The organism is Rhizobium quercicola (assembly GCF_021168455.1).
Classification (GTDB): domain Bacteria; phylum Pseudomonadota; class Alphaproteobacteria; order Rhizobiales; family Rhizobiaceae; genus Ferranicluibacter; species Ferranicluibacter quercicola.
In genome coordinates this window covers 57,857-75,580 of record NZ_JAJOZR010000014.1, presented here as the reverse complement: position 1 = coordinate 75,580, position 17,724 = coordinate 57,857, and the positions used below count along the sequence as shown (strand labels likewise).

Genomic DNA, 17,724 nt, shown 5'->3' with positions numbered 1-17,724 from the left:
TTTTCTTACTATTTCCGGGGACGTCGACCATGGCAGGTTCCAGCAAGACATCGGCAGCGCATGTGCGTCCGGTGGGTGAGGATTTCGACACGGCAGAGGGTGCGGCCACGGCCCGGGCCGAGGACAAGCCTGCCGCCGTCGCGCCCATTGCCGCACCGGCTCCGGACGCACCGGAAAAGCAGCCGAAGCGCCGCCGTCTGGTCGTGCCCATCATCGGCCTTGCCGTTCTCGGCGCGGCCGGATGGTTCGGCTACGAGTGGTGGACCAACGGCCGCTTCATGATCTCGACCGACGACGCCTATATCGAGGGCGACCTGACCTCGATCGCGCCGAAGGTCTCCGGCTATGTCGAGGCGGTCAACGTCGTCGCCAACCAGCGGGTGAAGGCAGGCGATCCGCTCGTCACGCTCGACAATGGCGATTACCGGATCGCCGCCGATCAGGCGCAGGCCCAGATCGAAACCGAAAAACTGTCTCTGGCGCGGTTCGATGCGCAGATCGCCGGTTCCCAGGCGAGCCTGCTGCAGGCCCGGGCACAGAAGACCGCGTTGGAAGCGACCGTGCGCGGGGCCGAGATCACGCAGAAGCGTGCAAGCGACCTCCAGTCGAAGGCCGTGGGTTCGGTCGCTTCCCTCGACAGCGCCAATGTGGCGCTCGACCAGGCACGCGCCAACGTGCTCGCAGCCGATGCGACGATTGCGGCGGCGGCGGCCAATGTCTCCGTGCTGCAGGCCCAGCGCGCCGAGGCGGAAAGCACGATCCGATCGCTGGAACTGTCGCGCGACAAGGCCGAGCGCGATCTTGCCTTCACGGTGCTGAAGGCTCCGTATGATGGCGTCGTCGGCAATCTCGCGGTTCAGGATGGCGACCTCGTCTCGGCCGGCCAGCGACTTGCAGCACTCGTTCCCGTGAACAAGCTCTATATCGATGCGAACTTCAAGGAGACGCAGATTGCCGGTCTCGTGCCGGGGTCCAAGGTCATGGTGCATGTGGACGCCTATGACGACAAGCCGATCGAGGCGACCGTCGAGTCCATCGCGCCGGCATCAGGCTCGGTCTTCTCGTTGCTGCCGCCGGAGAACGCCACCGGCAACTTCACCAAGGTCATCCAGCGCGTGCCGGTGCGCATCGCCCTGCCGCAGAACGTGCTCGACAGCGGTCGCCTGCAGGCGGGCCTCAGCGTCGTCGTGGACGTGGACACGCGCACGGCGCCGCAGACGACCGACACGGCTGCCGCGCGATAACATCGCGTTTTCTCTGCCTCCCGGGCGACAGCGGCTCCGCCCCGCCGCCCGGGACGATTCCTTTCTGACGATATCGAGCGTTCCGCAGGCCTTTCGAGAGGCGGCGGCGTTCGCACGGGAGCAAGCCCATGGCTGCGAGTGCAACTGCGACCGCCGGCGGGCGGCCTGGCGCGATGACGGCGGGCTCCGGCGCGGGTTCCAAAGCCGGCGTGGACGAGAAGATGGACCCGCGCAGGCTGATCGCCTTCTTCGCGATGGTGGTCGGCATGTTCATGTCGATCCTCGACATCCAGATCGTCTCCGCATCGCTCGCCGAGATCCAGGCCGGGATCTCGGCCGGTTCCGACGAGATCGGCTGGGTGCAGACGGCCTATCTCATCGCCGAAGTCATCATGATCCCGCTCTCGGGCACGCTGGCGCGCATCGTCTCAACCCGCGTTCTCTTTGCCTGCTCGGCGGCCGGCTTCACGATCGCCAGCGCTCTCGCGGCCACCGCCACGAACATCGACCAGATGATCATCTATCGCGCACTGCAAGGCTTCATCGGCGGCGGCATGATCCCGTCGGTCTTCGCCGCAGCCTTCACCATCTTCCCGCCGTCCAAGCGCAACATCGTCTCGCCGATCATCGGCCTCATCGCCACGCTGGCGCCCACCATCGGGCCGACCGTCGGCGGCTATCTCAGCCATGCCTTCTCCTGGCACTGGCTCTTCCTCGTCAACATTCCCCCGGGCATCGTGGTGGCGATCGTCACCTGGAACTACATCGACTTCGACAAGCCGGAGCTCAGCCTCGTCAAGAAATTCGACTGGTGGGGCCTTCTCTCCATGGGCGTGTTTCTCGGATGCCTCGAATATGTGCTGGAAGAGGGCAACACGAACGACTGGTTCAGCGACGGGCATATCGTGATGGGCGCCGTCGCCTGCGTCGTCGCGGCCGTTGTGTTCTTCTACCGGGTGTTCACGGTCGATTTCCCAGTGGTGGACCTGCGTGCCTTCTCCAACCGGAACTTCGCCTTCGGCTCACTCTTCTCCTTCATCATGGGCATCGGGCTCTACGGGCTCACCTATCTCTATCCGCTCTATCTCGGGCAGATCCGGCATTACGATTCGCTGATGATCGGCGAGACCATGTTCGTCTCGGGCGTCGCCATGTTCTGTACGGCGCCGATCGCCGGCATTCTCTCGGGCAAGTTCGATCCGCGTGTGCTGATGGTCATCGGCTTCGCCTCGTTTTCCAGCGGCACCTACATCATGACCAACATCACCACGGACTGGGACTTCTACGAACTCCTCGTCCCGCAGATCCTGCGCGGATTCGGCATGATGATGTGCATGGTGCCGATCAACAACGTGGCGCTGGGCACGCTGTCGCCCGACAGAATCCGCGGCGCGTCCGGCGTGTTCAACCTCACGCGAAATCTCGGCGGCGCGGTGGGCCTAGCGGCGATCAACACGATCCTCACGCGGCGGCAGGACGTGCATTACGCCCAGCTCTCCGAGCATGTGACCTGGAGCAACCCGGAGGCGATGGAGCAGCTGAACCAGATCGCCGGAAACTACAATGCCCACGGGATGGACGGCGCGACGATCGCCATGAAGCAGCTTGCCGGCATCGTCCAGCGGCAGGCGTCCATCCTGTCGTTCGCCGATATCTTCGTGCTGCTGACGGGCCTGTTTGGTGCGCTGATCTTCTGCGTCCTCGTCATCCAGAAGCCGAAGCCCGTGGCGCCCAGTGCCGGGGGCGGGCACTGACAGACGCCTATTCTCTGTGATCGACGCCGGCATGAATGCCGGTGTTTTTCGTTTTGCCGATAGGGCGCGATAATTTCTGATTTACGTACATCAAGAATTCCTCTAGACCTCGTTTCCGGAGGAGTCATGCGACCGACCGTTCACGATATCGCTGCAGAGGCGGGCGTCAGCCTGGCCACGGTCGACCGGGTTCTGAACCGGCGGCCGGGCGTGAAGGCGGCGACCCGCATGCGGGTCGAGGCCGCCATCGCGGCCATCGGGTTCGTCCGCGACATGGCCGCCGCGAACCTTGCCAAGGGCCGGGTCTATCCCTTCACCTTCATTCTTCCTTCCGGCGACAACTCGTTCATGCGCGGGCTGGAGCGGCACGTGCGCGAGGCCATGGCACGACCGTCCGCCGACCGCGTGGCGATCTCGCTCGTCATCGTTCCCCCGTTCGACGGGGCGGCGGTCGCCCGAGCGCTCGACGCGGCGATCGCGGCCGAGCCGGCCGGAATCGCGGTCGTGGCCGTGGATGCGCCCGACGTGGTGGAGGCCGCGCTGCGCGTGCAGGCGTCCGGCATCCCCCTGGTGACGCTGGTGTCCGACCTCGGACCCTCCTGCCGCGACCATTTCGCCGGTATCGACAACCACGCGGCCGGGCGCACGGCCGGCAGCCTGATGCGCCGCTTCGTCGGGCAGGAGCGTGCCACGATTGCCGTGCTCGCCGGCTCCATGCTGGTGCGCGACCACCGCGACAGGCTCGACGGATTCCGCGCCGCGCTGTCCGGCACCTGCCGGTTGCTGCCGGTGCTCGAAGGGCAGGACGACCCGGCGGCAACGGAGCGGCTGATCGCCGATCTTCTGGCGCGTTACCCGGATGTCGCGGGCATCTATAGTCTGGGCGCCGGCAATCGCGGCCTCATCGCCGCCCTGCAGCGTCATAACCGGCCGCGCCCCCGCGCCGTCATCGCGCATGAGCTGACGCCCCATACCCGCGCTGCCCTCGAAGGCGACCTGATCGATGCCGTGCTCAACCAGGATGCCGGCCACGAGGTGCGCAGCGCCATCCGCGTTCTCAAGGCCAAGGCGGACGGCATTCCCGCGGTCGAGGCGCAGGAGCGCATCCGCATCGATATCTTTCTCAAGGACAACCTGCCCTTCGCAGACGACGCGGACGGTCTGTCCCTTCGCCCATCCGGCGCCGCCAGTGGCGCAAACTAGGAGCATTCCATGTATCTCGGCATCGATCTCGGCACGTCCGGCGTCAAGGCGCTGCTTATCGACGGCGCGCAGCGCATTATCGGTTCGGCGACCGGCGCCTGCGACGTCCTGCGCCCGCATCCCGGCTGGTCCGAGCAGGATCCGGCAGACTGGGTCCGCGCCACGCAGGAGGCCATCGCCGGCCTGAAGGCATCCCATCCCGCCGAGCTTGCCGCCGTGCGCGGCATCGGCCTGTCCGGGCACATGCACGGCGCGACGCTGCTCGACGAGAGTGACGCCGTGCTGCGCCCCTGCATTCTCTGGAACGACACGCGCTCTCATGCCGAGGCCGCGGCGCTCGATGCCGATCCGCAGTTTCGCGCCATCACCGGCAACATCGTGTTCCCCGGCTTCACCGCACCGAAGCTCGCCTGGGTGGCGAAGAACGAGCCGGACGTGTTTGCCAAGGTGCGCTGGGTGCTGCTGCCGAAGGACTATCTGCGTCTCTGGCTGACGGGCGAGCACATCTCGGAAATGTCGGATTCCGCCGGCACGTCCTGGCTGGATACGGGCAAGCGCGCCTGGTCGGAAAGCCTGCTTGCGGCAACGGGGCTCAGCGAACGGCAGATGCCGTCGCTGGTCGAGGGAACGGCGCCTGGGGGCATGCTGAAATCCGATCTCGCCGCCGGTTGGGGCATGGGCGCGGGGGTCGTCGTGGCGGGCGGTGCCGGCGACAATGCGGCATCTGCCTGCGGCATGGGCACCATCGGCGAGGGCCATGCTTTCGTCTCGCTCGGCACCTCCGGCGTGCTCTTTGCGGCGAATGCCCGCTACCTGCCCAATCCGGAAAGTGCGGTCCACGCCTTCTGCCATGCGCTGCCCGAAACATGGCATCAGATGGGCGTCATCCTGTCGGCGACCGATGCGCTGAACTGGCATGCGGGCGTCACCGGCCGCAGCGCCTCCGAGCTGACGCAGGAGCTGGGGAGCACGCTGCAGGCGCCGACCGGCGTCACCTTCCTTCCCTATCTCTCCGGCGAGCGCACGCCGCACAACGACGCGGCCATCCGCGGCGCCTTCCTCGGCCTTGGCCATGAAAGCAGCCGGGCCGTGCTGACGCAGGCCGTGCTGGAAGGCGTGTCCTTCGCCATCCGCGACAGCCTCGAGGCCCTGAAACATGCGGGAACGCAGCTGCACCGGGTGACCGCGATCGGTGGCGGATCGCGCTCGGCCTATTGGCTGTCGTCGATCGCGACCGCGCTCGACCTGCCGGTCGACGTGCCGGCCGATGGCGATTTCGGCGCGGCCTTCGGGGCTGCCCGTCTCGGCCTCGTCGCGGCCACCGGTGCCGATCCGCTGTCCGTCTTCACGCCGCCCGAGACCGCGCACACGGTCGAGCCTGTCGCTTCGCTGCGCGAGGCTTACGAGGATGCCTATCAGCGCTATGGCCGGCTCTACCCGGCCATCCGCGCCGCCTACTGATCCAAAACACAGACATCATTGGAGGAGACATTATGAGCACCGGTTATTTCAAGGATATCCAGAAGATCCGCTTCGAAGGGCCCGACAGCACCTACCCGCTGGCTTTCCGTCACTACGACCCGAACGAGGTGGTCATGGGCAAGCGGATGGAAGACCATCTGCGCTTTGCCGTTGCCTATTGGCACACCTTCGTCTGGCCGGGCGGCGATCCCTTCGGCGGGCAGACCTTCGAGCGACCCTGGTTCGAAGACAGCATGGCGGCGGCGAAGCTGAAGGCCGACGTCGCGTTCGAATTCTTCGACCTGCTGGGCGTGCCCTATTACTGCTTCCACGATGCGGACGTGCGGCCGGAGGGCAAGAGCTTTGCCGAAAACACGAAGAACCTGAACGAGATCGTCGATTACTTCGCCGGCAAACAGCAGCAGACTGGCGTCAAGTTGCTCTGGGGCACCGCGAACCTCTTCTCGCATCGCCGCTATATGTCGGGTGCGGCCACCAATCCGGATCCTGATGTGTTCGCTTTCGCGGCCGCGACGGTCAAGACCTGCATGGACGCGACCGTCAAGCTCGGCGGCGAGAACTATGTGCTCTGGGGCGGGCGCGAAGGCTATGAGACGCTGCTCAACACCAATCTGAAGCAGGAGCTCGACCAGCTCGGCCGCTTCGTGAACATGGTGGTGGAGTACAAGCACAAGATCGGCTTCAAGGGCGCGATCCTGATCGAGCCGAAGCCGCAGGAGCCGACCAAGCACCAGTACGACTACGACGTCGCGACCGTCTACGGCTTCCTCAAGTCCTACGGGCTCGAGAACGAGGTGAAGCTCAACATCGAACAGGGCCATGCCATTCTGGCCGGTCATTCGTTCGAGCACGAGCTGGCACTCGCCAATGCGCTCGGCCTGTTCGGCTCGATCGACATGAACCGCAACGACTACCAGTCCGGCTGGGATACCGACCAGTTCCCGAACAATGTTCCGGAAATGGCGCTCGCCTATTATCAGGTTCTGGCCGGTGGTGGCTTCACCACGGGCGGCACCAATTTCGACGCCAAGCTGCGCCGGCAGTCGCTGGATGCCGAAGACCTTCTCATCGGCCACATCGGCGGCATGGATTGCTGCGCCCGCGGCCTGAAGGCGGCGGCGAAGATGATCGAGGACAAGGCTCTGTCCGGACCGCTGGATGCGCGTTATGCGGGCTGGAGCACGGAAGACGGCCGCAAGCGGCTGACATCCATGTCGCTCGAGGACCTTGCAGCCCATGTGGAGGCGACCGACCTCAATCCGCAGCCGCGCTCCGGCCGGCAGGAATATCTGGAGAACGTGGTCAACCGCTACGTCTAGATGACCGAGACATGACCCACATCCGGCGCGTTCGTGGACGCGAACGCGCCGGATGTGTTTTTCATGCGCCGCAAACCCCATTTTTCAGGTTCATCGTACTTTAACAATATCTTAGAGAGAGGCGAACACCTCTCCGTGATCAGACGAACAAAGCTGCTTTACGTACCTCATCAATTGCGCTAGCTTCGATTTCGGAGGAGATTCAGCGTGATTTCGACAGCACCTTTTGGCGCTTGCGGCGGACACCCGTCAGCGCGCCGATCTGTATTTTTGCGTTTCTGTTCCGGATGCCGCAGGTCGCATCGGGCGTTCGCGATGCGGAGCGCTGCATGAGCGGCGCCGCTGTTTCCCTCTCGCCCCTGCTGGAGACAAGGGGACTGTCGAAGACATTCGGTATCGTCGAGGTACTGAAGGGCATCGATCTCACGATCGAGGCTGGCAAGGTGCATGCGATCATCGGCGAGAACGGCGCCGGAAAATCGACGCTGATGAAGCTCATCGCCGGCAATCTTCCGCCGACGCGAGGAGAGATCCTGATCGACGGCCAGCCGGTGACGCTGTCCGGGCCTGTCGATGCGGAGGCACGCGGCATCGTGCTGGTGCACCAGGAAATCCTGCTCGCGCCCGATCTCACCGTCGCGCAGAACATCTATCTCGGCCGTGAAAAGATCCGTGGACTGACGCTCGACGACAAGGCGATGAACGAGGGCGCGCGCGACGCGGTCCGTGCGCTGGGTGCCGATATCGATCCCCGCACGATCGTTGCCCGGCTGTCGATCGCGCAGCGCCAGCTCGTGCAGATCGCCCGCGTGTTGCTGGTGCCTCACCGCGTCGTCATTTTCGACGAGCCCACCGCGTCTCTCACGCCGCACGAGACCGCAGCGCTTCTGCAGGTCATCCGGCACATCCGCGACCGCGGGGTCGCCGTGCTCTACATTTCCCACCGCCTGCCGGAGGTGAAGGATATCGCCGATACGGTGACCGTGCTGCGCGACGGCCGCACCGTCGCCACGCATCCGGCCGATACGTTGCAGCCCGCCGACATGGCGCGGCTCATGGTCGGGCGCGACGTCGCCAAGCTGTATCCGGATCGCGTCTCCGTCGCCTCGCGCGAGGCGGTGCTTGAGGTGTCCGGCCTGTCCGTGCCCGGCTATGCGACGAATGCCACGTTCCGGCTCGGCAAGGGGGAGATCCTCGGCTTTGCCGGTCTCGTCGGCGCGGGGCGGACGGAGCTGATGGAGGGTATGGTCGGTCTGCGCCCGGCGCATGGCACCGTCATGCTGCGCGGCCGCCCGGTGCAGTTTCGCGACGTGCATGCCAGCCTCAAGGCCGGCATCGTCTATCTCTCGGAGGACCGCAAGGGCAAGGGGCTGCTGCTGACCAAGGATCTGCGCGTCAACCTGACGCTCGCATCGCTCGGCCGCTTCGTGCGCGGCTTTCAGGTGGATCGCAAGAAGGAGCATGCGGCGCTCGATACGGCGATCAAGGATTTCGATATCCGAACCGGTCGCAAGGACCTCCTTGCGGGCCAGCTGTCCGGCGGCAACCAGCAAAAGCTGCTGATCGCCAAGATGATGATGCTCGATCCGCAGATCGTCATCATCGACGAGCCGACGCGCGGCATCGATATCGGCACCAAAGAGCAGATCTACGCGTTCATCGCCCGTCTGGCCGAGGAGGGCCGGTCCATCATCGTCGTCTCCTCGGAAATGCCGGAACTGATCGGCATCTGCGACCGGATCGTCGTCATGCGGTCGGGCCGCATCGTCGGCGAGGTTTCGGGCGAGCTGATGACGGAAGACGATATCGTCGTGCTCGCCACGGGGGTGTCCGGGGGCGTTTCTGGGGAGGCCGCGTGACGCGGGGGACAATGACTAATATGACTGCAGACAGCGCAAAGCCGGCACGATCCATTCGCAATATCGACCTCGGGGCCGTCGCGCCCTTCATCGCTCTGGCGCTGCTGCTGGTGCTCGGCGCCTTCGCGCATCCGAATTTCCTCAGCATCGACAACCTGACCAATGTGCTCGCGCGCAGTGCCTTCATCGCTGTCATCGCCGTCGGCGCCACCTTCGTCATTTCGTCCGGCGGGCTCGATCTCTCCGTCGGGGCCATGGTCGCCTTCGTCGCGAGCGTGATGATCCTGCTTTTGAACAGCGGTGCGGCGGGCAGTCCCGGCATGACGCTTCTGGCGGGGGTCGGCATCGCCCTTCTGGTGGGGGCGGCCTGCGGGCTCGCCAACGGTCTGGTAACCACCGTCGGGCGGATCGAGCCGTTCATCGCGACGCTCGGCGCCATGGGCATCTATCGCGGGCTGACGACATGGCTCTCGCAGGGCGGGGCCATCACGCTGCGCGATCCCGCCGTCCAGTCGCTCTATCGTCCGGCCTATTTCGGCACCATCCTCGGTGTTCCCGTGCCGATCGTCGTGATCTTCGTCACGGCCGCCATCGGAGCCTTCGTGCTCTATCGCACGCGCTACGGTCGCCATGTCGTCGCCGTCGGCTCGAACGAGGACGTCGCGCGCTATTCCGGCATCAAGGTCAACCGCGTCCGCACCATCGCCTATGTCATCCAGGGCGTCTGCGTCGCCATCGCGGTTCTCATCTACGTGCCCCGGCTCGGATCCACATCGGCGACCACGGGCATCCTCTGGGAGCTGCAGGCGATCACCGCCGTGGTGGTCGGCGGCACGGCGCTGCGCGGCGGCGTCGGGCGCATCTGGGGAACGATCTGCGGCGCGTTCATTCTGGAGATCGTCGGCAACATCATGCTCCTGTCGAACGTGGTCAGCGAATATCTGCTGAGCGCGATCCAGGGCGCCATCATCATCATCGCCATGCTGGTCCAGAGGTTCCTGATCCGGCGGCCGTGAACGGGATAAGGGTTTGCGGGCGCCCGAGCCAATGCCCAGAAGCCCGCATCATCGGGAGGAGAGAAACATGACAAAACGTATTCTGGGACTGGCATTCGTTATGGCGCTGGCAGGCACGGCCCTGTCATCTGGTGCCTTCGCGCAGGAGACGAAGACGATCGGCGTGTCGATCCCGGCCGCCGACCACGGCTGGACGTCCGGCGTGGTGTTCCATGCCGAGCGCGTGGCGAAGCTTCTGATGGCCGAACATCCCGGCCTCAATGTCATCGTCAAGACATCGCCGGACGCTGCCAATCAGGCAAACGCCGTGCAGGACCTCAACACGCAGGGCATCGACGCGCTCGTCATCCTGCCGTCCGATCCGGATCCGCTGGTCAACGCCATCCGGGAAGTCAAGGACAAGGGCAAGTTCGTGACCATCGTCGACCGCGCACCGAGCGTGAACGACGACACGATCCGCGATCTCTACGTCGCCGGCAACAACCCGGCGCTCGGCGAAGTCGCCGGCAAGTACATCGCGGGCAAGACGCCGGACGCCGAAGTCGTCGTGATCCGCGGTCTGCCGATCCCGATCGACCAGCAGCGTCAGGACGGCTTCGACAAGGGCATTGCCGGCTCCAACGTCAAGGTGCTCGACCGCCAGTTCGGCAACTGGAACCGCGACGACGCCTTCAAGGTGATGCAGGACTTCCTGACCAAGTACCAGAAGATCGATGTGGTCTGGTGCCAGGACGACGACATGGCCGTGGGCGTGCTGCAGGCGATCGAGCAGTCCGGTCGCAAGGACATCCAGTATGTCGTCGCCGGTGCCGGTTCCAAGGACATGATCAAGAAGGTCATGGATGGCGACACGATGATCCCGGTGGACGTGCTCTATCCCCCGGCCATGGTCGGCACGGCGATGGAACTGACGGCGTCCGCGCTTTACGATCAGGTCCCCGTCAGCGGCACCTACACGCTCGATGCGACGCTGGTGACCAAGGAGAATGCCGAGAAGTTTTATTTCCCGGATTCGCCGTTCTGATCAGCGATCGAGGGCCGCCTGCGGACATCCGCAGGCGGCTTTTTCATGCCCTGCGCGGACGGAACGTCTCACGGCCGATGGCCGGAACGGGTTGCGCGCCGATGTCAGAGTGATACCGTGCCGCCGGGCTGCAACGTTGCAGGCGGGCGGGATGATGAAGAGGACGGCGGGCCGGGAGGCCTGCCCGAGGACGATCGCCGCGCTGCGGCCGATCGACAGGATGGAGGAGTTGCAAGATGAAGACGATCAAGGGGCCGGGCTTGTTTCTGGCGCAGTTTGCGGGCGATGAGGCCCCGTTCAATTCCTTCGATGCCATTACGAAATGGGCGGCCGATATCGGCTACAAGGGCGTGCAGGTGCCCACATGGGATGCGCGCCTCATCGACCTGAAAAAGGCGGCGGAGTCGAAGGGCTATTGCGACGATCTGGCGGGCCAGGCGCGCGACAACGGCGTGGTCATCACAGAGCTTTCGACGCATCTTCAGGGCCAGCTGGTCGCCGTGCACCCGGCCTATGACGAGGGGTTCGACGGGTTTGCAGCACCGGAGGTGCGCGGCAATCCGAAGGCGCGGCAGGCTTGGGCCGTCGATCAGGTGAAGCTCGCGCTGACCGCGTCGAAGCATCTGGGTCTCAACGCGATGGCGAGCTTCTCCGGCGCGCTTGCCTGGCCCTATCTCTATCCGTGGCCGCAGCGTCCGGCAGGGCTCGTGGAAACCGCCTTCGACGAACTGGCGAAGCGCTGGAAGCCGATCCTCGACCATGCCGAGGAGTGCGGCGTCGATATATGCTATGAGATCCACCCCGGCGAAGACCTGCATGACGGCATCACCTACGAGATGTTTCTGGAGCGCACCGGCAACCATGCCCGCGCCTGCATGCTCTACGATCCGTCGCACTACATCCTGCAGTGCCTCGACTATCTCGACAATATCGACATCTACAAGGACCGCATCCGGATGTTCCACGTCAAGGATGCCGAGTTCAACCCGACCGGCCGGCAGGGCGTCTATGGCGGGTTCCAGAGCTGGGTCAACCGGGCCGGCCGCTTCCGGTCGCTGGGCGACGGGCAGGTGGATTTCGGCGCGGTGTTCTCCAAGATGACGGCGAACGATTTCGACGGCTGGGCCGTGGTCGAGTGGGAATGCGCGCTGAAGCATCCGGAGGATGGTGCCCGCGAAGGCGCCGAGTTCGTAAAGCACCATATCATCCGCGTGACGGAAAAGGCGTTTGACGATTTCGCCACCGGCGGCACGGACGAGGCCGCCAACCGGCGCATGCTCGGTATCTGACGACAGCAGATCAAAGCGACACGAAAACGGAGAACGTGAATGGCCATCGAAGGTAAGGCAGCGGAGGCGCGCCAGCCGCGCATCCGGCTCGGAATGGTGGGCGGCGGGCAGGGTGCCTTCATTGGTGCCGTGCATCGCATGGCAGCGCGTCTCGACGACCAGTTCACGCTGGTGGCCGGCGCTTTGTCCTCGACGCCGGAAAAGGCGCAGGCCTCGGGCCTCGAACTCGGGCTCGATCCGGCCCGCACCTATGCCGACTATCGGCAGATGGCGATCCGCGAGGCGAAGCTGAAGGACGGCATCGAGGCCGTGGCGATCGTCACGCCGAACCATGTGCATTACGAGGCGGCGCGGGAGTTTCTCAAGCGTGGCATCCATGTCATCTGCGACAAGCCGCTGACCTCGACACTCGGCGACGCCCGCAAGCTGAAGGCGCTTGCCGACGAGAGCGAGGCGCTGTTCATTCTTACCCACAATTACACCGGTTATCCCATGGTGCGGCAGGCGCGCGCCATGGTCGCAAATGGCGATATCGGCACGGTGCGTCTCGTTCAGGTCGAATATCCGCAGGACTGGCTGACGGATGCGGTGGAGAAGTCGGGCTCCAAGCAGGCGGAGTGGCGCACGGACCCGGCGCGGTCCGGGGCGGGTGGCTCGACCGGGGATATCGGCACGCATGCCTATAACCTCGGCGCCTTCGTTTCCGGATTGGAGCTCGGCGAACTCGCCGCCGATCTTGACAGCTTCGTGGAGGGGCGTGCGCTCGACGACAATGCCCATGTGATGCTGCGCTTCAAGGAGAAGGACGGCGTGCGCGCCAAGGGCCTGCTCTGGTGCAGCCAGGTGGCGCCGGGCCACGAAAACGGGCTGCAGGTGCGCGTCTACGGCACCAAGGGCGGGCTCGAATGGACGCAGAAGGACCCGAACTATCTCTGGTACACTCCCTTCGGCCAGCCGAAGCAGCTCTTGACCCGCATGGGCGCGGGCGCGCGGGAGGAGGCCAACCGCGTTTCCCGCATCCCGTCCGGCCACCCCGAAGGGTATCTCGAAGGCTTTGCGACGATCTATGCGGAGGCCGCCCGCGCCATCCAGGCAAAGCGCTCCGGCGGCAAGGTCGATCCGGCCGTCACCTATCCCACGATCGATGACGGGATGAAGGGCATGCTGTTCGTGGATGCCTGCGTGCGCTCCTCCAAGCGGAACGGCGCCTGGGTCTCGGTCTGATCCGCCCACACGCTTGCGGATGATCGCCACCGGATGTTCGACGTCCGGTGGCGTTTTCGTGTTGCCTTTGCGTCTGCGGTCATCCGCCGTTCATGTTGGCGTGGATAGTCTTTCCAGCTTGCCGCGCTTTGCCGCACTGGCTTTCCCGGCGCGGCAGCGGTAAGGGCGTCGCCCGAGACGACGATTGAAGAGGACACGAGTGATGACCGATCCCAAGACGCTGGCCGCGCGCTTTCCCGGCGATTTCCTGTTCGGTGTGGCCACGGCCTCCTTCCAGATCGAGGGCGCGTCGAAGGCGGACGGGCGCAAGCCGTCGATCTGGGATGCATTTTCCAACATGCCGGGTCGGGTCTTCGGTCGGCACAATGGCGATGTCGCCTGCGATCATTACAATCGCCTGGAGGACGATCTCGATCTGATCGCGAGCCTCGGCGTGCAGGCCTATCGCTTCTCCATCGCCTGGCCGCGCATCATTCCCGATGGCACCGGACCCGTGAACGAAGCGGGCCTCGATTTCTACGACCGGCTGGTGGACGGGCTGAAGGCGCGCAACATCAAGGCCTTCGCGACGCTCTATCACTGGGACCTGCCGCTGACGCTGGCCGGGGACGGCGGCTGGACCGCGCGCTCCACGGCGTTCGCGTTCCAGCGCTATGCCCGCACCGTCATCGCCCGTCTCGGCGATCGGCTGGATGCGGTCGCGACCTTCAACGAGCCCTGGTGCTCGGTCTGGCTCAGCCATCTCTATGGTATCCACGCGCCGGGCGAAAAGAACATGGAAGCGGCGCTGCACGCGATGCACGTGACCAATCTCGCGCACGGTCTGGGCGTTGCCGCCGTGCGCGAAGAGCGGGCGAACCTGCCGGTCGGCATCGTCATCAATCCCATGCATGTCTATCCCGGCAGCGACAGCGCCGCGGATAAGGCCGCGGCCGAACGCGCGTTCGATTTCCACAACGGCGTGTTCTTCGGCCCGATCTTCAAGGGTGCTTATCCCGACAGCGTGCTCGAGGCTCTGGGCGCGCGCATGCCGGAGGTCGAGGCCGGCGACATGGCCGTAATCAGCCAGAAGCTCGACTGGTGGGGCGTGAACTACTACACGCCGATGCGCGTCAGCGACGATGCGACCGAGGGCGCGGAGTTTCCCGCCACCAAGCCGGCGCCCTTCGTCAGCGCGGCAAAGACGGATATCGGCTGGGAGATCTTCCCGCAGGCGCTGGGCGATCTCATCCGCACCGTCAACGACCGTTACGACCTGCCGGATTGCTATATCACCGAGAACGGCGCCTGCTACAATATGGGCGTCGAAAACGGCGAGGTGAACGACCAGCCGCGGCTCGACTACATCGCCGCACATCTCACTGTTACGGCCGACCTGATCGCCGAGGGCTATCCGATGAAGGGTTATTTCGCCTGGAGCCTGATGGACAATTTCGAATGGGCGGAAGGCTACCGCATGCGCTTCGGCATCGTCCATGTCGATTACGAGACCCAGGTCCGCACCATCAAGAAGAGCGGTCTCTGGTACAGGGATCTCGCCAGCGCGTTCCCGAAGGGCAATTACACAGCGGGTTGAGAGGAGAACGGCAGCCGGTGCTCAGCCTGTACGCTGCATCTCATCGAGATCCCGCTTCAGAAGCCGGTTTGCCAGATCGCTCAGGGATACGCCCTGACGGCCTGCTTCCTGCGACAGTGCGTGGATGACATCGTCGTCCAGGTGGACGGGGGCCACAAGCGTGGCACCCCGGCGGTGGAATTTTCCGCGCTCGGCATGCGAGAAGTCGTACTCTTCCTTCATGGTCCGCTCCCATATTGCAAACGTTCGCGCGCCGTGGGCCGTCGTGCCGAAATCAGTCTAATCGAAATACGGTCCGCTGCCAAATCCGTATAGGTGTGGCAGACGACGAGCAGATGGAGCGAGCGGGTCATGCCCATCGTGATCCACCGATCCTCGCTGTCGCTATGCTGCTCGTCATACTACGAGAGCATTCGCGGGTCGTCGAAAATGGTGAGCGCCTCGGCGAAGGATACACCATGTTTTCGGAGATTGGTCTGTGCTTTTGCCGGATTCCAATCGAACTCGAAGCGGACTGGAGCCATACACGTCCCTTTCGGCCTCAGCTTCTCAAATGCTTGGAGCCGCGCTTCTTCGCAAGCTCGATCTGGCGCTGCCGCTGCCGGTAGCGCTCCCGGTCCTCGTCGGTTCGTGTGTCATGACAGTGAACGCATGCCACACCTTCCTCATGCACCGGTGAGGCGCGCTCTTCCAGCGTCAGCGGCTGGCGGCAGGCGTGGCAGAGCGTATGCTCGCCCTCGCCCAGCCCGTGCGTCACCGAAACGCGATCGTCGAACACGAAGCAGGCGCCTTCCCACAGGCTCTCCTGCGGCGGCGTTTCCTCCAGATATTTCAGGATGCCGCCCTTGAGATGGTAGACCTCGTCGAAGCCCTGGCTTTTCATGAAGGCCGTCGCCTTTTCGCAGCGGATGCCGCCGGTGCAGTACATGGCGATCTTCGGCTTGTTGTGCAGGCCGGTATTGTTCTTCACCCAGTCCGGAAATTCGCGAAAGGTCTTCGTCTGCGGATCGAGCGCACCGCGGAAGGTGCCGATCGCGGTCTCGTAATCGTTGCGGGTGTCGATCACGAGCGTTTCGGGGTCCGAGATCAAGGCGTTCCAGTCCTTCGGCTCCACATAGGTGCCGACGATCGTCAGGGGGTCGATATCCTCGACGCCCATGGTGACGATCTCCTTCTTGATCCGCACCTTCATGCGCAGGAAGGGCATGGCCGCCGCGCGGCTCTCCTTGTGCTCCAGCTCCCTGAATTCGGGCTGGGCGCGCAGGAAGGCGAGCACGGCGGCGATGCCGGTGTCCGTCCCGGCGATCGTTCCGTTGACGCCCTCCTGCGCCAGCAGAAGCGTGCCCTTTACCCCGTTCTCGTCGCAGACGGCCTGCAACGGATCGCGCAGATCCACGAACCGGTGGAGCCGGGCGAAGTGGTAAAGGGCCGCGACCAGAAACGAGCCTTGGGCTTCCGGGGGCAGTGTCGTTGCGCTGTTCGTCATGGGCGGTGAAATACCGCGTTCGGCGCGCGCGCGCAATCACCCGCCTGTGGCGGCCGGTGCCGTCATCCCTGTCGCATCGGGCAGAACGCGCGCAGGCGATGACCATCCGGGTCGGTGGCGGTGAAGGTGTAGCCGAAATCGGCCTCGACCGGCGCCTGCAGGATCGGCAGACCCTGTGCCCTCCACCTGTCATGGCAGGCATCCACGGCCTCGTCGCTTTCCAGCACGAAGCAGAGCTCGGCGCTGCCGGGGGCGACGGCGACGGGCGGCTGGATCGAATGCGTCGACCAGAGGCCGAGCATGATCGCCGGATTCATGCGGAAAAGGGCGAAGGTCGTCTGTGCTTCCAGCGGCGGCGTGCCGAGAATGGTCTCGTAGAAGGCGGCGCTCGCGAGCGGATTGTCGACGGCGAGAAGAACGTAGGTCGGTTGCATGGCTGTCTCCTGATGGGCCGGATTGTCCGGCAAACCGGGTTTAGACCGTGCGCCTGTCAGTTTCCGTCAGCAGGGGATGCGTCGTCAGAGATCGTGGACGATGCCGTTCTCACGGCGCCATTCGGCCAGAAGCACCTCGCCGCGACGGGGGTAGATGTCCCGCGTCGATGTGACCTCGATCATGCGGTCGATGCGGAAATGCCGAAAGCCTTCCCGCAGCTCGCACCAGGCGACGAGGATGCGCAGCCCTTCGAAATAGCCGAGGGCAAAGGGCCAGATGCGGCGCTGTGTTTCCTGCGCGCGCTCGTCGCGATAGGTGATGTCGAGTTTTACGCCTGCCTTGATGGCATCGCGAAAAGCGCCGAGATCGCGCTCCGGGCCTTGCCGGCAGCGCGTGTCGGGGACGAGGAGGGCGGAAGTCTCCAGTTCCCGCCGCAGGTCGCCCGGGAGAACGGCAGCGATCTTGGCAAGCGCGTGCGCCGCGGACTGCTTCAGGCGATCGTCGGTATGGGCGCGGACCCAGCGTGCGCCCAGCACCAGCGCCTCGATTTCCTCGCTCGACAGCATGATCGGCGGCAGGAGAAAGCCGGGATGGAGGATGTAGCCGAGGCCCGGCTCGCCGGTGATGTCGGCACCCTGCGCCTGCAGCGTGGCGATATCGCGATAGAGAGTGCGCAGGCTGACCCCGGTCGCCTCCGCCAGGGCCGCGCCGCTGACCGGCCGGCGGTGGGTGCGCAGGATCTGCAACAGATCGAGAAGGCGGGCGGAGCGGGACATGCCGCAGAGATAGCCGGCGGCCGTGCGCTTCTCAACA

At 64.8% G+C, this 17,724-nt stretch carries 15 protein-coding genes and 1 pseudogene; 11 read left to right on the top strand and 5 right to left on the bottom strand.

Going from position 1 to position 17,724, the window contains the following annotated elements; translation table 11 throughout:
* Positions 1-29 precede the first annotated feature (29 nt).
* The 11 genes from LRX75_RS19635 (at position 30) to LRX75_RS19585 (ending at position 14,990) form a co-directional block, all read left to right on the top strand.
* The gene (locus LRX75_RS19635; protein WP_231816338.1) at positions 30-1,244 is read left to right on the top strand and encodes an HlyD family secretion protein; all 1,215 of its coding nucleotides are present in this window, start codon (positions 30-32) and stop codon (positions 1,242-1,244) included.
* 128 nt (positions 1,245-1,372) lie between these two features.
* Positions 1,373-2,998, top strand: a complete 1,626-nt coding sequence (locus tag LRX75_RS19630; protein ID WP_420851239.1) for a DHA2 family efflux MFS transporter permease subunit — start codon at positions 1,373-1,375, stop codon at positions 2,996-2,998.
* 126 nt (positions 2,999-3,124) lie between these two features.
* Positions 3,125-4,201 carry a LacI family DNA-binding transcriptional regulator gene (locus LRX75_RS19625; protein WP_231816337.1) on the top strand — a complete coding sequence of 359 codons (1,077 nt, stop codon included), beginning with the start codon at positions 3,125-3,127 and terminating at the stop codon, positions 4,199-4,201.
* 9 nt (positions 4,202-4,210) lie between these two features.
* The gene (gene xylB / locus LRX75_RS19620; protein ID WP_231816336.1) at positions 4,211-5,662 is read left to right on the top strand and encodes a xylulokinase; all 1,452 of its coding nucleotides are present in this window, start codon (positions 4,211-4,213) and stop codon (positions 5,660-5,662) included.
* Between the two features lie 32 nt (positions 5,663-5,694).
* Positions 5,695-7,002 (top strand): xylose isomerase, encoded by a 1,308-nt coding sequence (xylA, locus tag LRX75_RS19615; protein WP_231816335.1) that lies wholly within the window; start codon positions 5,695-5,697, stop codon positions 7,000-7,002.
* A gap of 329 nt (positions 7,003-7,331) precedes the next feature.
* Positions 7,332-8,861 (top strand): sugar ABC transporter ATP-binding protein, encoded by a 1,530-nt coding sequence (locus LRX75_RS19610; protein WP_231816334.1) that lies wholly within the window; start codon positions 7,332-7,334, stop codon positions 8,859-8,861.
* An 11-nt stretch (positions 8,862-8,872) separates the two neighbouring features.
* Positions 8,873-9,877: an ABC transporter permease gene (locus tag LRX75_RS19605; RefSeq protein ID WP_231816388.1), complete on the top strand. Its 1,005-nt coding sequence runs from the start codon at positions 8,873-8,875 to the stop codon at positions 9,875-9,877.
* 67 nt (positions 9,878-9,944) lie between these two features.
* Entirely contained in the window at positions 9,945-10,901 is a 957-nt protein-coding gene (locus tag LRX75_RS19600) for a substrate-binding domain-containing protein (protein ID WP_231816333.1), read from the top strand.
* Positions 10,902-11,137: 236 nt separating this feature from the next.
* Positions 11,138-12,190, top strand: a complete 1,053-nt coding sequence (locus LRX75_RS19595) for a sugar phosphate isomerase/epimerase family protein (RefSeq protein WP_231816332.1) — start codon at positions 11,138-11,140, stop codon at positions 12,188-12,190.
* 39 nt (positions 12,191-12,229) lie between these two features.
* Entirely contained in the window at positions 12,230-13,414 is a 1,185-nt protein-coding gene (locus tag LRX75_RS19590) for a Gfo/Idh/MocA family protein (protein ID WP_231816331.1), read from the top strand.
* Between the two features lie 202 nt (positions 13,415-13,616).
* Complete coding sequence (locus LRX75_RS19585; protein WP_231816330.1) at positions 13,617-14,990, top strand: GH1 family beta-glucosidase; 1,374 nt, start codon at positions 13,617-13,619, stop codon at positions 14,988-14,990.
* 21 nt (positions 14,991-15,011) lie between these two features.
* On the opposite strand, the gene LRX75_RS19580 is transcribed toward LRX75_RS19585, so the two are convergent.
* The 5 genes and pseudogenes from LRX75_RS19580 to LRX75_RS19565 all read right to left on the bottom strand — a co-directional run bounded on the left by LRX75_RS19580 (position 15,012) and on the right by LRX75_RS19565 (position 17,687).
* Positions 15,012-15,212: a hypothetical protein gene (locus LRX75_RS19580; RefSeq protein ID WP_231816329.1), complete on the bottom strand. Its 201-nt coding sequence runs from the start codon at positions 15,210-15,212 to the stop codon at positions 15,012-15,014.
* A pseudogene (locus tag LRX75_RS23450) lies at positions 15,209-15,514 on the bottom strand (BrnT family toxin). The gene LRX75_RS19580 and the pseudogene LRX75_RS23450 overlap by 4 nt, the downstream one beginning before the upstream one ends.
* A 17-nt stretch (positions 15,515-15,531) precedes the next feature.
* Entirely contained in the window at positions 15,532-16,476 is a 945-nt protein-coding gene (gene trhO / locus LRX75_RS19575; protein ID WP_231816328.1) for an oxygen-dependent tRNA uridine(34) hydroxylase TrhO, read from the bottom strand.
* Between the two features lie 62 nt (positions 16,477-16,538).
* Positions 16,539-16,910, bottom strand: coding sequence for a VOC family protein (locus LRX75_RS19570; RefSeq protein ID WP_231816327.1), 372 nt, complete (start codon positions 16,908-16,910; stop codon positions 16,539-16,541).
* An 84-nt stretch (positions 16,911-16,994) separates the two neighbouring features.
* Positions 16,995-17,687 (bottom strand): helix-turn-helix transcriptional regulator, encoded by a 693-nt coding sequence (locus LRX75_RS19565; RefSeq protein ID WP_231816387.1) that lies wholly within the window; start codon positions 17,685-17,687, stop codon positions 16,995-16,997.
* Positions 17,688-17,724: the final 37 nt, after the last annotated feature.